We start from the raw sequence: 14,490 nt of genomic DNA on the forward strand, positions 1-14,490 counted from the left end.
GGAGCCCGGTGCGTAAATCGCGCACGCCGGGATCTGTGCGGGGGGTATCCGGTAACGGGTATCCCTACCGCGACATCTGATAAGCATTGACAACAGGGGGCCGCGTTTTTTATCGCTTCATGGTCCAGCGGACGGTTTCACCTGCCAGGAACGGCACCAGGGTGTCATTGGGCAACGCAATACTGTCGACGACGGTCGTCTCTTCACGCACCAGTTCAACATAGCTTTCATTGACCGGCAGACCGTAAAAGCGCGGGCCGTTCAGCGAGCAGAAGGCCTCAAAGTGCTGCAGAGCGTTCATTTCTTCAAACACGGTGGCGTAGCTGCCGAGGGCGGTCGGGGCGTTGAAGCAGCCGGCGCAGCCGCAGCTGGCTTCCTTACGATGGCGGGCGTGCGGCGCGGAATCGGTGCCAAGGAAGACGCGGCTAAAGCCGCTGGCGACCAGTTCGCGCAGTGCCTGCTGATGAATATTGCGTTTGAGTATCGGCAGGCAGTACAAGTGAGGACGAATACCGCCGACCAGCATATGGTTACGGTTGAACATCAGATGCTGCGGGGTGATAGTGGCCGCCAGCAGTTCATTGCCGTCACGCACATACTCGGCGGCATCTTTGGTGGTGATATGCTCAAAGACCACCTTCAGGCCGGGCAGGCGCTGGCGCAGCGGCTCCATCACGGTTTCAATAAAGCGCGCTTCGCGGTCGAAAATATCAATCTCGGCGTGGGTGACTTCGCCATGTACCAGCAGCGGCATCCCCAGTTTTTCCATCCGCTCCAGCACCGGCATAATGGCGTCGGTGCTGGTGACGCCGTGGCTGGAGTTGGTGGTGGCATTGGCCGGGTAAAGCTTGGCGGCGGTGAACACGCCTTCGTTAAAGCCGCGCTCCAGCTCCGCCGGGTCGAGGGAGTCTGTCAGATAGCAGGTCATCAGCGGGGTAAAATCGTGCCCGGCCGGGACGGCGTCCATAATGCGTTGGCGATAGGCGATAGCCGCCGCGACGGTGGTGACAGGCGGCACCAGATTCGGCATCACGATCGCCCGGCCATAAAACTCACTGGTATAAGGCACGACGGTTTTCAGCATATCGTCATCACGCAGATGGATATGCCAGTCGTCTGGGCGGCGGATTTTCAATACCTGGGATTGTGCTGTCATGGAAGGCTCCGGCTAATAGGTTCAGTCATCAGGGCTGTTTTTTGCCGGGCACTAAGGATAAGCGTAAACGTTTTCCTTTGCACTCATTTCCGTAAAAAATTGAGGGCGCCGCGGCGCCCTGGAGATTAATTGGTAAAGGGGATGACAATCTCGCCCGGCTTCACCTCTATGCCTTTGGCGTATTTCTTAGCCAGCGCTTCACCGGTGCTGGCGTCCTCACGCAGGACATAGGCAGGCTGCTGGCTGAAGTAACTGCGCAGCGACTGATTCAGATAGGGGAGCAGGGCCTGAATGACCGACTGCAGTTTCTCGGGCGCCACTTTGGCATCCACCACCTCCATTTCCTGCAGGAAGATGGCGCCTTTCTCTCTGTCAAAGGTTGGCAGCGCTTTGAGCTTCAGATCGATCGTCGCTTTCTGCGTGCCGAACAGGGAGTTCAGGTCGACGTTAGCGATCCCGGTCAGCGTGACTTTGCCCGGCTCCTCGCGCCCGATGGCGCTGGTGAGGTTCTGCAGTTCGATATGGGCGTCGGCAACGCCTTTCAGACCAATATCTTTGGCAAAATGGTTTCGCTTCTGCAGGGCCTGGTTAATCTCCTGCTCGCTTACTGTGTATTGGGTCAGCTGATTACAGCCGCTCAGCAGGCCGCTGACAATCAGCGCGGCGGCGATCAAAATCTTTTTCATGGGGGTCCTCTGGCTCATATCTTCATTCATCCTGACACAAAGCATCATGACCTGTCAGCACCCTCGATACCAGCAGAATAGGCTGAAAGCAGGAGAAACCGCCGCCGCGCGCATCAGGTCCGCGGCTCCAGCATGCCGGAGGCAGAGCGTTTCGGACTAAACTGCCACCACAGCGCCAGGAAGGTGATAACCCCGATGGCCCCGAGCATCAGCCACGGCAGCTCGGGCTGACCCGCGGCCTTACCGGCATCGAACAGCCAGCCGCCGCCCGCATATCCCAGCGCGCCGCCAAAGGCGAGCCCCAGGCGGCTGAAGCCCATATAGCTGCCGCGCGCCCGGGCGTCCGCCAGCGAGGCGCCCAGCGTCTCCCGGGCGGGTTCGGCAATGATGGAGCCGATGTAAAACAGGCAGATCAGGGTAAACAGCTGTTGCAAACTGCTGGTCATGCCGATGGGGAGCATGGCCAGAGTCATCACCAGCAGACCGGCCATCAGCCGGTGCTCAAGGCGAAAACGTTTTTCGCTCCAGCGGGCAATGGGATAGAGCAGGGTCAGCGAAATGGTGGCTTCGATGGCGTACATCCACTTCACGGCGGCCGGCGAGCCGGCGATGTCATTCACCATGATCGGCAGCATCAGCATCACCTGCACCGCCAGCATGTAATAGCCCGTCAGCGTCAGGACATAGGTGACGAAGCGCTTGTCCCGCAGCACCCGGCCCAGCCCCTCGCGGATCGGCGTTTTCACCGTCGAGAGCTTCCATGCCGGCAGATACCAGGCGTTAAATGCCGCGCAGGCGATAAACAGCGCGGCGCCGGCGCTGCACACCAGGCGGAAATCATACTGCAGCAGCCAGCTGCCCAGCAGCGCGCCAATCACCGCGCCGGCGCTATCCTGCATCATCAGGATGGAGAAAAAGCGGCCACGCTGATGCGGGCGCACCAGCTTAACCACCAGCGCCGCCCGCGGCGGATCGAACAGCGTGCCGCCGAGCCCGGAAAGTATGCACGAGAACCACAGCACCCACGGCTCATGGGCGACGGCCATCGCCGCGAAGCCGCCGGCGCGCATCAGCATACCGGTGACGATCATCGGTTTGGCGCCGAAGCGGTCGGCGATAGCGCCGCCAAAGATACCTAATCCCTGCTGCACCAACTGGCGCAGGCCGAGCGCGATGCCGACCATCAGCGCCGCCCAGCCCATCTGATCGACAAAGCGGATGGAAATCAGCGGGAAGACGACAAAAAAGCCCAACACGACCAGCATGTTATCGACTAACAGGAAATATTTACCCAGGCTCCTTGCCTGCGAGACGCGGGACATTTCCCCTCCAGGGAAAAATAGAGATAAGCGTGGATATTCTGCGGGCAATCTGCTGCTTTTCCCAGCGCCCTTGCGACAATATTTTTTTATCAAAATGCAAGTTCGATTGAGGCTATTCATCGAAAAGAGGAGATGGCGCAGAAAATGGTATGTTGCTGTTTTCACACCATCGCGCAGGACAGGTATAGTGAAGGCAGCAAGAATGAAGTCAGGGGGACTGAAAAGGAAATGTTTGGCTATCGCAGTAACGTGCCGAAGGTGCGTTTGACGACGGACCGGCTGGTGGTGCGCCTGGTTCACGATCGTGACGCCTGGCGTCTGGCCGATTATTACGCCGAGAATAAGGCGTTCTTAAAACCCTGGGAGCCGGTTCGTGACGACAGCCACTGCTATCCTTCCGGATGGCAGGCGCGTCTGTCGATGATCGCCGAGTTTCATAAACAGGGGTCTGCTTTTTATTTCGCGCTGCTCGATCCGGAGGAAAAGGAGATCGTCGGCGTGGCGAACTTTTCCAACGTGGTGCGTGGATCATTCCATGCCTGCTATCTCGGCTACTCTATTGGCGAGAAGTGGCAGGGGCAGGGGCTGATGTTTGAAGCGCTGACGTCGGCGATTCGCTATATGCAGCGTACGCAGCATATTCATCGCATTATGGCCAACTATATGCCGCATAATCAGCGCAGCGGCGCGCTGCTGGCGCGGTTGGGGTTTGAAAAAGAGGGTTACGCCAAAGATTACCTGCTGATCGACGGGCAGTGGCGTGACCATGTATTGACGGCGCTAACGACGCCGGACTGGTCAGCGGGACGTTAAGGAGAGAGGATGAAATATCAGTTAACCGCGCATGAAGCGCGCGTCATTGGCTGTCTGCTGGAAAAGCAGGTCACCACGCCCGAGCAGTATCCGCTGTCGGTGAACGCCGTCGTGACCGCCTGCAATCAGAAAACCAACCGCGAGCCGGTGATGTCGCTGAGCGAAGGCGAGGTCCAGACGCTGCTGGATACCCTGGTGAAACGCCACTATCTGCGCACGGTCAGCGGATTCGGCAATCGGGTAACCAAGTATGAGCAGCGCTTTTGCAACTCCGAATTTGGCGATCTGAAGCTCAGCGCCGGCGAGGTGGCGGTGGTGACGACGCTGCTGCTGCGCGGCGCCCAGACGCCGGGTGAATTACGCAGCCGGGCGCAGCGGATGCATGAGTTCAGCGATATGGCGGAAGTGGAAAGCGTGCTGGAAGGGCTGGCGACCCGCGAAGATGGTCCCTTCGTCGCCCGTCTGCCCCGGGAGCCGGGAAAACGGGAAAGCCGCTATATGCATCTGTTTTGCGACGAGATGGACACGCTGATCACGACGGTGGAAGCACTCGCGCCGCTGGAAGAGGATGACGATCTGCGAGCCAGGGTTGAAGCGCTGGAAGGCGAGGTGGCGGAGCTGAAAGCGCGCCTCGATTCGCTGTTACACCATCTGGGGGACTAAAACGTGGGGACAAGATTGCGCATCGGAGTGGTTGGCTTAGGCGGCATTGCGCAGAAAGCGTGGCTGCCGGTGCTGGGGGCGGCGGAAAGCTGGACGCTGCAGGCGGCCTGGTCGCCGGGGAAAGAGAAGGCGCTGCGGGTCTGCGAAACCTGGCGGATCCCCTACGCTGAATCACTGGACGCTCTGGCGGCGCAGTGCGATGCGGTTTTTGTCCATACGTCGACGGCTTCACATTATGAAGTGGTGAATCATTTGCTGAATGCCGGGGTTCATGTTTGCGTGGATAAACCGCTGGCGGACAAGCTGAGTGAGGCGGAGATGCTGGTCGAGCTGGCGGCGCGGCGGCGTCTGACGCTGATGGTCGGTTTCAATCGCCGCTTCGCACCGCTCTACCGGGAGCTGAAGGGACGGCTGGGCGAGGCGGCCTCGCTGCGGATGGATAAGCACCGCAGCGATAGCGTGGGCAACGATCTGCGCTTTACCCTGCTTGATGACTATCTACACGTGGTGGATACCGCGCTATGGCTGGCCGACGGTCAGGCGCGTCTGCGCGGTGGCGCGCTACAGATCACTCCGCAGGGCGAGATGCTCTATGCCGAACACCAGTTCAGTTCGCCCCGGCTGCAGGTCACCACCAGCATGCACCGCCGCGCAGGCAGCCAGCGCGAGTGGGTGCAGGCGGTGACGGATGGCGGGCTATATGCCGTCAGCGAGATGCGCGAATGGCAGGAAGAGTGCGGTCACGGCGTGGTCCAGCGCCCGGTCGCCGGCTGGCAAACCACCCTGGAGCAGCGCGGCTTTGTCGGCTGCGCGCGCCATTTTATCGAATGCGTGCAAAATCAGACCGTTCCTGAAACTGCAGGCGAACAGGCGCTGCTGGCTCAGCGGGTGGTCGACAAACTCTGGCGCGACGCCATCAGCGAATAATCCGTTGTAACAACTGACAGTAGTAATTCATGTTGAACCCGGTAGACTATCGCCACTTTCCAGCGCCCGCATTTGCGGGCGTTTTACTCCAGGGTTTGGAATAACAGCGTAATGAACCTTTTAAAATCACTGGCGGCCGTCAGTTCGATGACCATGTTTTCGCGCGTGCTGGGCTTTGCCCGCGATGCGATTGTGGCGCGCATTTTTGGCGCCGGGATGGCGACCGACGCCTTTTTCGTCGCCTTCAAACTGCCTAATCTGCTGCGACGTATTTTTGCCGAAGGCGCCTTCTCGCAGGCGTTTGTGCCGATCCTTGCCGAATATAAAAGCAAGCAGGGCGAAGATGCCACCCGGGTGTTTGTCTCGTATGTCTCCGGATTGCTGACCCTGGCCCTGGCGATCGTAACCGTTATCGGGATGCTGGCGGCGCCGTGGGTGATCACCATCACCGCCCCCGGGTTTGCTGATACCGCCGATAAATTTGCGCTGACCACCCAATTGCTGCGCATTACCTTCCCCTATATTTTGCTGATCTCCCTGGCCTCGCTGGTGGGGGCGATCCTCAATACCTGGAACCGCTTCTCGGTGCCGGCCTTTGCGCCGACGTTCCTTAACGTCAGCATGATTGGCTTTGCGCTGTTTGCCGCGCCGTACTTCCATCCGCCGGTGCTGGCGCTGGCCTGGGCTGTCACGGTCGGCGGCGTGCTGCAGCTGGCCTACCAGCTGCCGCACCTGAAGAAGATTGGCATGCTGGTCCTGCCGCGCATCAATCTGAAAGATGCCGGCGCGATGCGGGTAGTGAAGCAGATGGGCCCGGCGATCCTCGGCGTGTCGGTAAGCCAGATCTCCCTTATCATCAATACCATCTTCGCTTCGTTTCTCGTGTCGGGATCGGTGTCGTGGATGTACTATGCTGACCGCCTGATGGAGTTTCCGTCCGGTGTTCTGGGGGTGGCGCTCGGCACTATCCTGCTGCCCTCGCTGTCAAAAAGCTTCGCCAGCGGTAATCATGACGAGTATTGCCGGCTGATGGACTGGGGGCTGCGTCTCTGCTTCCTGCTGGCGCTGCCGAGCGCGGTGGCGCTGGGGATCCTCGCTAAACCGCTGACCGTGGCCCTGTTCCAGTACGGCAAATTTAGCGCCTTTGATGCGGCGATGACCCAGCGCGCGCTGGTGGCTTATTCCGTTGGGCTCATGGGGCTTATCGTGGTGAAGGTGCTGGCGCCGGGTTTCTATTCCCGTCAGGACATCAAGACCCCGGTCAAGATTGCCATTGTCACCCTGATTATGACCCAGGTGATGAACCTGGCGTTTATCGGCCCGCTGAAGCATGCGGGTCTGTCGCTGTCCATCGGCCTGGCGGCCTGCCTGAACGCTGCGCTGCTTTACTGGCAGTTGCGTAAACAGAAAATTTTCACCCCCCAACCGGGCTGGCTGGCGTTCCTGCTGCGTCTGATTGCTGCGGTGCTGGTCATGGCCGCGGCGCTGCTGGGCGTCATGCATCTCATGCCGGAGTGGTCGCTGGGGACGATGCCGTTCCGTCTGATGCGTCTGCTGGTGGTGGTGATCGCCGGAGTGGTGGCTTATTTCGCCACACTGCTGCTGCTGGGCTTCCGCGTGAAAGAGTTTGCCCGTCGTACAGCGTAAGCGCTTGAATGGGAATTGATGAACCCGCTTCGCCTCAGGCGAAGCGGGTTTTTTTTATGATGCGCGGCGTTCGGCTGCAACGATACGGGCATTCTCCAGCAAGCGGATCGCCAGGGCGATCGCCCCGCTGACCACCGCCAGGGTAACCACTCCGTTCCAGCCGGCCAGTACGTAAAGCTTGCTGCCCAGCACCGACCCCAGCGACATCCCAATGAAGACCACGGTAAACAGCAGAGCGTTCAGGCGGCCGCGGGCCTGTGGCTCGAGGCCATACACCAGGTTCTGATGCGCCACCAGGCTTGACTGCAGGCCAAGGTCGAAGCCAATCGCCGACAGGGCAATCAGCGCCAGCTGGCCATGCAGTGGCAGCAGCGGCAGTATAAACATCAGGGCGAAGGAGACGGTGACCAGCGCCGCCCCCATTTGCGTCACTTTACCGGCGCCAAATTTATCGGCCAGTCCGCCGGCCAGCGGCGCGGCCAGCGCCCCGGCGGCCCCGGCGATACCAAAGCCGCCCGCTACCGCGCTGCCCATGTGATAGTGTTCGGAGAGCATCACCGCCAGCGTCGACCAGAAGGCGCTGAAGGCGACAGAGAGCGCCCCCTGAGCCAGCGCAGCGCGGCGTAGCGCCGGGTAACGCTGCCACAGATGCGCCATCGAGGCCATCAGCTGCGGATAGCTCAGCGTCGAGTGAATGGCGAAGCGCGGCAGCACCCGCCACATCACCAGGCCAATCAGCGCCACGCTGACCGCCGCCGCCTGATACATCACCCGCCAGCCGAACACTGCGCCCACCACGCCGCTGACCGTCCGGGAAAGCAGGATCCCCAGCAGCAGCCCGGTCATCACCGTGCCCACCATTTTTCCCTGCTTGCCCGCCGGGGCGAGGATCGCCGCCGCCGGGACGATATCCTGCGCCATGGTCGCCGCCATACCGATCAGCAGACTAACCACCAGCAGTGAGCTGAGCTGGCCGGTGAGGCTGCACAGCAGCAGCAGGAGCGCCAGCAGCGCGCTTTTCACCAGGATCAGCCGGCGGCGATCGTGGCGGTCGCCGAGCGGAAGCAGGAACAGAATGCCGAGCGCATAACCCGCCTGCGTCAGGGTAGGGACCAGACCCATACCTTCTACCGTCAGGTGGAGATTGGCGCCCATCAACGGCAGCAGCGGCTGCGCGTAGTAGATAGAGGCGACGCTAAAGCCAGCGCCGAGCGCGAGAATGAAGATAATCCAGCCTGCGTCGCGGGCGGAAAGAGAAGTCGGTGTCATGATTAGTGCCTCGTGTATGCGATGGGGCTATTTTTCCCTGAACGCGGCTGGCGCGGTAGCCGGGCTGGTGGTAAAACGGTTATACGTAGCACGTATAGGCAAAAGAAGAATGAAAAGACAGGAGCGTATAGACCGCATTGAGCTGATGCGCACTTATATCCGCATTGTGGAGACCGGATCGCTCTCCGCCGCGGCGGGGCAGATGGATACCACTCAGGCGACCGTCAGCCGCCGCCTGCAGTCCCTTGAAGGGCTGCTGGGGGTCAAGCTGATCCTGCGTACCACCCATGCGATGAAGCTCACTGACGATGGCGAACGCTGCTACCGTCACGCTCGCCAGCTGGTGGATGCCTGGCTGGCGCTGGAAGATGACCTGCGTATTGCCGACGATCGGCCGGTAGGGGTGCTGCGGGTGAGGGCACCGCACGCTTTTGGCCAGCAGCAGCTGCTGGGGCCGCTGGTCGCCTTTCTCCAGCGTCATCCGCAGCTGTCGGTGGAGTGGATGCTGAATGATAATACTGTCGACTTTCTCAGCGATAATATCGACTGCGCCATCCGCGTGGGGGCGGAGGTGGATCCGGCCACGGTCTCCGTGCTGCTGGCGGAAGTGCCGCGCTGCGTGGTGGCCTCTCCTGAACTGCTGGCGAAGTACCCGCCGTTAACCTCGCTGGAGGCGTTATCCGGCCTGCCGTGGATCGCCATTAACACCTTTTATCAGCATGAGGTACGGCTCCGACATCAGGTAAGCGGGCAGATCGTCTCCACGGCGATTACCCCCTGTCTGAGCACCGACAGCCTGTACGTCGCGCGCAATACCGCGCTGGCGGGTCTGGGGGTGGCGATGGTGTCCAGCTGGACGGTGGCGGAAGATCTTGCCGCCGGAAGGTTGACAGAGCTGTTCCCGCAGTGGCGTCCCGCCTCGCTGCCGGTCCATCTGGTCTATCCCTGGGCGCGCTATTATCCGACGCGGCTGCGTAAGTTCCTCGACCTGATGCGGGAGATCATGCCGGACCTTGCCGGCATGCAGCCTCCGCAAAGCGCATAAAAAAAACCGGCCAGGAGGCCGGTTTTTTTATTTAACACGCTTACTCGACGGGCTGTGGGCGGGTCGGTTCAGCGGTGGCTTTATGGGTCGCACTATGACCGCCGGCGGCGCCTTTACCTTCAAAGGCGAATGGCGGCCGCACCCAGGTGCTGTGGCGCGGTGCTTCCGGGACATAGTCCGGCGCTGGCGCACGGGTCATTGGCGCGGTGGCATGGCGATGACTCACCACCACTACCGGCTTGCTCACCGGTGGCTCGGCTTTGACCGGCTCGACAGGCGCTGCTTCGACAACCGGTGCTTCAACCGCGGTTTCCGCCGCCGGGGCGATGGTTTCCACTGGCGCTTCAACGACAGGCGCTGTTTCCACCACTTCAGGTTCTACCACCACCGGCTCGGCGTCGATCGTCACTGGCGCGATAGCCTGAGGCGCTTCGACAGCCGGCGCTTCGGTGACCAGCTCCTGCGGCGCAGGCTCGACGGCTGCTGGCGCGACAACTTCCGCAGCATCAACGACCACCGGCTCGGCGGCCGCGACCGGCTCGACGACCACAGGCTCAGCGGTAACCGGCTCCATGGTTGCCGGCTCGACGGTGACCGGCGCAGCGGTAACGGTTTCAACGACGGCAACCGGGGCTGCGACGGCCGCGACGGTTTCCACGACGTTGTCGTCCTGAACCTGAACCTCTTCCGGCTGCTGGTCCTGCGGACGAACTATCGGGTAGCGGATCCAGACTTTACCGGAAGCCATCTCCGGCGATGCGCAGGCCACGGTCAGCGGCATTGGCGACTGGGTCGGATAGCGTTCATCACGATAGCGACGACGACGCTGACCGCTGACGCGCAGGTGACGCGGGGAACGACGTGAACGACGCGGCATACCGTTCGCTTCACGGGATTCGCCATTTTCGTCCTGGTCCGCCACGCTCTCCACGACTGCTGGCAGCTCGGCTTTCACCGGCTCGCTGCGCGGAGCGATAACTTCCGCCACTACGGCTTCTGGCTCGATCTCGGCAACCTGCTCAACGACAGCGGACTCGACGCGTACTTTCTGTGCCAGCTGGCGCGGTTTACGACGCGGCAGGGTCTGCACACGCTCTTCCTGCTCCGTCTCCTGCACTACCGGCTCTTCGCGTGTCTGCGCTTTGGCTTCCTGCTGCGCCTGACGTTTGTCGTCATTGCGGCGGCGGGTGCGTTCGCGGCGCGGCTGCTGCTCGTCACGAGATTTCGCTTTTTCCGCATCGTCACCTGAGGTCTGGCGAACATCGCGGGCTTCCACGTTCTGCGACGGCTTCTCGCGACGGTTGCGACGGTTCTCTTCACGCGATTCGCGCGGTTCACGGCCTTCGTTATTCTCGGCACGCGCGTCGCGGTTATCACGGTTGTCGCGGTTGTCGCGATTATCACGATTGTCGCGATTGTCACGACGGTCGTTGCGATCGCGGCGGTTGTTGGCGCGCGGTTTACGGCGCTCCTGCTGACGCTCTGGTTTTTCTTCCGCTTTCTTCTCGACCTGAACTTCAGCCGGTTTGGCCTCTTCGGCGCCAGAGAAGATATTCTTCAGCGCGCTGAAGAAGCGCGAGAGCAGGCCAGGCTGCGCCGGTGCGGCGGCCGCGACCGGGGTCGCTGCGGCGACAGGCGCGGCGGCTGGATCTTCGAGCATCGGGGCCGGCGGCGCGTCAGGCATGACAAAAGCGGCGAGGGCCGGTTGTTCCGGACGTTTCCGTTCTGCCGGCTCATCGTCGCCCGGCAGCGCCATCTCTTCTTCATGCAGCTTCGGCAGCAGGTAGCTCAGCGTTGAGGTCTCTTCACCTTTGCGCACGCGCAGGACGGAGTAGTGCGGCGTCTGCATTTCGTCGTTTGGCACGATGATCACGCGCACATCGCCCTGACGGGATTCGATAGCGCTCACCGCGGCACGTTTTTCGTTCAGCAGATAGGAGGCGATCGGTACCGGAACGATGGCATGAACTTCTTTGGTGTTCTCTTTCAGCGCTTCTTCTTCAATCAGACGCAGAATAGAGAGCGACAGCGATTCGTTATCACGCACGGTGCCGGTGCCGGAGCAGCGCGGGCAGACGTGGTGGCTGGATTCGCCCAGCGACGGACTCAGGCGCTGGCGGGACATCTCCAGCAGGCCGAAGCGCGAGATATGGCTGATCTGAATGCGCGCCCGGTCCTGACGGACGGCTTCGCGCAGACGGTTCTCCACGGCGCGCTGGTGGCGAACCGGAGTCATATCGATAAAGTCGATAACGATCAGGCCGCCGAGGTCGCGCAGACGCAGCTGGCGGGCAATCTCGTCAGCCGCTTCGAGGTTGGTGTTGAACGCCGTCTCTTCGATATCGCCGCCGCGGGTAGCGCGGGCGGAGTTGATATCGATAGCGGTCAGCGCTTCAGTGCTGTCGATGACGATAGAGCCACCGGACGGCAGACGGACTTCACGCTGGAAGGCGGATTCAATTTGGGATTCGATCTGGTAGTGGCTGAACAGCGGGATTTCACCGGTGTACAGTTTGATTTTGCTGCTGAAATCCGGACGACCCAGCGCGGCGATATGCTGGCGCGCCAGCTCAAGCACTTTCGGGTTATCGATCAGGATTTCGCCGATATCCTGGCGCAGGTAGTCACGGAAGGCGCGGACAATGACGTTGCTTTCCTGGTGGATCAGGAACGGCGCCGGACGGCTTTCCGCGGCTTTCTGAATCGCTTCCCAGTGTTTCAGACGGAAGCTCAGGTCCCACTGCAGGGCTTCGGCGGATTTGCCGACGCCAGCGGTGCGAACGATAAGGCCCATGCCGTCCGGAAGCTCCAGGCTCGCCAGCGCTTCTTTCAGTTCGGTACGGTCGTCGCCCTCGATACGGCGGGAAATTCCCCCCGCGCGCGGGTTGTTCGGCATCAGTACCAGATAGCTGCCCGCCAGGCTGATAAAGGTGGTGAGCGCAGCGCCTTTGTTGCCGCGTTCTTCTTTATCAATCTGCACGATAACTTCCTGACCTTCACGCAGTACGTCTTTGATATTAGGACGACCATGCGCATTGTAGTTGGCGGGGAAGTATTCGCGGGCGATTTCTTTGAGGGGGAGGAAACCATGACGCTCGGCGCCGTAATCAACAAACGCGGCTTCAAGGCTGGGTTCAATGCGGGTGATTTTGCCTTTGTAGATGTTCGCTTTTTTCTGTTCGTGCCCGGGGCTTTCGATATCCAGGTCGTACAGGCGCTGCCCATCAACAAGGGCGACGCGCAACTCTTCCTGCTGAGTTGCGTTGATTAACATTCTTTTCATCGTAACTTACTCATTATTCTTACATTGACGACTAAGCTGCGGGCAGAGTAATGCCTTTCCGGGGGAAAACCGATGGCCTCGTGTCTGGTTCACGTCGCCAACCTCACGGTTGTCGCGCGCTTAAGAGGCGCAGAGTGTCGGTCGCCTGTGTTTCAAACGGAAACACAGCGCAATTATTCAGGGGAACAGCCTGGGATGTATCACCAGAGAATATTCCATTTATACTCGTCGTCTTTCGCGTTGCAGGCATGATGGCTTAACCTGCTCACCTCGATCGGCTGATCCAGATGAGCTCCCGGGAGTCCCGGAGTTGACGCCTTCCTGCGACTTGAAATCCATAGAGCCTGTACCGGTAAGGACTGCAACCCGCAGCCCGCTAACTGTCTGAAAGATCACAACGTCTTACGCCATTGCTGCGTGGGCGATCGGTCAGACAAAATTGGTCATTCCGCTAATGTCTTGTTCTAACAAGATGCAATACGGAAAACGGTCTCATTATTCCATTGCTAACCTTGTTATAGCAAGTTGACTTTCACCTTTTATCACCCGGTTACTCACAGTTTTATCACCTGCCCATACAGATTGTTCTAATAACAAACAATATGGCGGTCAGGCAAACCGTGAAAACAGGATAATGATAAATATAAGCATATAAAAATGAGTGGCGCTAATGCGTCCGGCTATTTAGAATCGCGCACCATGAAAACTGAGACCCCAACCGTAAAAATGGTTGCCATTGCTGCTGATGAAGCGGGGCAACGTATCGACAACTTTTTGCGTACGCAATTGAAAGGCGTACCGAAGAGCATGATTTATCGCATCCTGCGTAAAGGCGAGGTGCGGGTGAATAAAAAACGCGTGAAGCCGGAGTATAAGCTGGAAGCGGGCGATGAAGTCCGTATCCCGCCGGTGCGCGTGGCGGAGCGTGAAGAAGAGGCGGTATCGCCGCATCTACAGAAAGTCGCAGCGCTCTCTGAGGTGATCCTCTATGAAGACGATCATATTCTGGTCCTCAATAAGCCTTCCGGCACTGCGGTACATGGCGGCAGCGGCCTGAGCTTCGGGGTGATTGAAGGGCTGCGCGCCCTGCGCCCGGAGGCGCGCTTCCTTGAGCTGGTGCATCGACTCGACCGCGATACTTCAGGCGTGCTGCTGGTGGCGAAAAAGCGCTCGGCGCTGCGTTCGCTGCACGAGCAGCTGCGCGATAAAGGCATGCAGAAAGACTATCTGGCGCTGGTGCGCGGCCAGTGGCAGTCGCATACCAAAGTAGTGCAGGCCCCGCTATTGAAGAACATTCTGCAGAGCGGGGAGCGAATTGTCCGCGTGAGTCAGGAAGGCAAGCCGTCAGAGACGCGCTTTAAAGTGGAAGAGCGTTATGAATTCGCCACGCTGGTGCGCTGCAGTCCGGTCACCGGGCGCACCCATCAGATTCGCGTTCATACCCAGTATGCCGGCCATCCTATCGCCTTTGACGACCGCTATGGCGACCGCGAATTTGATAAGCAACTCTCAGGTACCGGCCTAAACCGCCTGTTCCTCCACGCTGCTGCGCTGAAGTTTACCCACCCGGGGAGCGGGGAGGTGATGCGCGTTGAGGCGCCGCTGGATAACCAGCTGAAGCACTGTTTACAGGTGCTACGGAAGAGCAAATAAGCGCAACGGCGGAATCAGTTCCGCCG

The 14,490-nt window shown here is 60.2% G+C and carries 11 protein-coding genes; 6 read left to right on the forward strand and 5 right to left on the reverse strand.

Going from position 1 to position 14,490, the window contains the following annotated elements:
• Window positions 1-109 precede the first annotated feature (109 nt).
• The 3 genes from pyrC to mdtH form a co-directional block, all read right to left on the reverse strand.
• On the reverse strand, window positions 110-1,156 hold the full coding sequence (gene pyrC, locus L2I46_RS14155) for a dihydroorotase (protein ID WP_032452428.1): 1,047 nt from the start codon (window positions 1,154-1,156) through the stop codon (window positions 110-112).
• Between the two features lie 125 nt (window positions 1,157-1,281).
• Entirely contained in the window at window positions 1,282-1,842 is a 561-nt protein-coding gene (locus L2I46_RS14160) for a lipoprotein (protein WP_004204546.1), read from the reverse strand.
• A 113-nt stretch (window positions 1,843-1,955) separates the two neighbouring features.
• Window positions 1,956-3,164 carry a multidrug efflux MFS transporter MdtH gene (mdtH, locus tag L2I46_RS14165; RefSeq protein WP_023289127.1) on the reverse strand — a complete coding sequence of 403 codons (1,209 nt, stop codon included), beginning with the start codon at window positions 3,162-3,164 and terminating at the stop codon, window positions 1,956-1,958.
• Between the two features lie 228 nt (window positions 3,165-3,392).
• Here mdtH and rimJ point away from each other — a divergent pair, with 228 nt between their 5' ends.
• The 4 genes from rimJ to murJ all read left to right on the forward strand — a co-directional run bounded on the left by rimJ (window position 3,393) and on the right by murJ (window position 7,214).
• Window positions 3,393-3,977 carry a ribosomal protein S5-alanine N-acetyltransferase gene (rimJ, locus tag L2I46_RS14170; RefSeq protein WP_017900738.1) on the forward strand — a complete coding sequence of 195 codons (585 nt, stop codon included), beginning with the start codon at window positions 3,393-3,395 and terminating at the stop codon, window positions 3,975-3,977.
• A 9-nt stretch (window positions 3,978-3,986) separates the two neighbouring features.
• Window positions 3,987-4,640 (forward strand): YceH family protein, encoded by a 654-nt coding sequence (locus L2I46_RS14175; protein ID WP_023289129.1) that lies wholly within the window; start codon window positions 3,987-3,989, stop codon window positions 4,638-4,640.
• 15 nt (window positions 4,641-4,655) lie between these two features.
• Window positions 4,656-5,567: a Gfo/Idh/MocA family protein gene (locus L2I46_RS14180; RefSeq protein WP_072096704.1), complete on the forward strand. Its 912-nt coding sequence runs from the start codon at window positions 4,656-4,658 to the stop codon at window positions 5,565-5,567.
• Window positions 5,568-5,678: 111 nt separating this feature from the next.
• Window positions 5,679-7,214: a murein biosynthesis integral membrane protein MurJ gene (gene murJ / locus L2I46_RS14185; RefSeq protein WP_023289131.1), complete on the forward strand. Its 1,536-nt coding sequence runs from the start codon at window positions 5,679-5,681 to the stop codon at window positions 7,212-7,214.
• A gap of 54 nt (window positions 7,215-7,268) precedes the next feature.
• Here the strand turns inward: murJ and L2I46_RS14190 are convergent, their stop codons facing one another.
• Entirely contained in the window at window positions 7,269-8,483 is a 1,215-nt protein-coding gene (locus tag L2I46_RS14190; protein ID WP_023289132.1) for an MFS transporter, read from the reverse strand.
• Window positions 8,484-8,499: 16 nt separating this feature from the next.
• On the opposite strand from L2I46_RS14190, the gene L2I46_RS14195 reads away from it, so the two are divergent.
• The gene (locus L2I46_RS14195) at window positions 8,500-9,528 is read left to right on the forward strand and encodes a LysR family transcriptional regulator (protein ID WP_072096710.1); all 1,029 of its coding nucleotides are present in this window, start codon (window positions 8,500-8,502) and stop codon (window positions 9,526-9,528) included.
• 40 nt (window positions 9,529-9,568) lie between these two features.
• Here L2I46_RS14195 and rne read toward each other — a convergent pair whose 3' ends face one another.
• Window positions 9,569-12,811 carry a ribonuclease E gene (gene rne, locus L2I46_RS14200; protein ID WP_236947963.1) on the reverse strand — a complete coding sequence of 1,081 codons (3,243 nt, stop codon included), beginning with the start codon at window positions 12,809-12,811 and terminating at the stop codon, window positions 9,569-9,571.
• A 699-nt stretch (window positions 12,812-13,510) separates the two neighbouring features.
• Here rne and rluC point away from each other — a divergent pair.
• Window positions 13,511-14,464 (forward strand): 23S rRNA pseudouridine(955/2504/2580) synthase RluC, encoded by a 954-nt coding sequence (gene rluC / locus L2I46_RS14205; RefSeq protein WP_012542245.1) that lies wholly within the window; start codon window positions 13,511-13,513, stop codon window positions 14,462-14,464.
• The last annotated feature ends 26 nt before the right edge of the window (window positions 14,465-14,490 follow it).

The organism is Klebsiella sp. 2019SCSN059, from assembly GCF_021739525.1.
Lineage (GTDB): Bacteria > Pseudomonadota > Gammaproteobacteria > Enterobacterales > Enterobacteriaceae > Klebsiella > Klebsiella quasipneumoniae.

Coding starts and splice junctions, on each gene's coding strand:
- pyrC (WP_032452428.1), bottom strand. CDS start 1,156: ATGACAGCACAATCCCAGGTATTGAAAATCCGCCGCCCAGACGACTGG.
- L2I46_RS14160 (WP_004204546.1), bottom strand. CDS start 1,842: ATGAAAAAGATTTTGATCGCCGCCGCGCTGATTGTCAGCGGCCTGCTG.
- mdtH (WP_023289127.1), bottom strand. CDS start 3,164: ATGTCCCGCGTCTCGCAGGCAAGGAGCCTGGGTAAATATTTCCTGTTA.
- rimJ (WP_017900738.1), top strand. CDS start 3,393: ATGTTTGGCTATCGCAGTAACGTGCCGAAGGTGCGTTTGACGACGGAC.
- L2I46_RS14175 (WP_023289129.1), top strand. CDS start 3,987: ATGAAATATCAGTTAACCGCGCATGAAGCGCGCGTCATTGGCTGTCTG.
- murJ (WP_023289131.1), top strand. CDS start 5,679: ATGAACCTTTTAAAATCACTGGCGGCCGTCAGTTCGATGACCATGTTT.
- L2I46_RS14190 (WP_023289132.1), bottom strand. CDS start 8,483: ATGACACCGACTTCTCTTTCCGCCCGCGACGCAGGCTGGATTATCTTC.
- L2I46_RS14195 (WP_072096710.1), top strand. CDS start 8,500: ATGCGATGGGGCTATTTTTCCCTGAACGCGGCTGGCGCGGTAGCCGGG.
- rne (WP_236947963.1), bottom strand. CDS start 12,811: ATGAAAAGAATGTTAATCAACGCAACTCAGCAGGAAGAGTTGCGCGTC.
- rluC (WP_012542245.1), top strand. CDS start 13,511: ATGAAAACTGAGACCCCAACCGTAAAAATGGTTGCCATTGCTGCTGAT.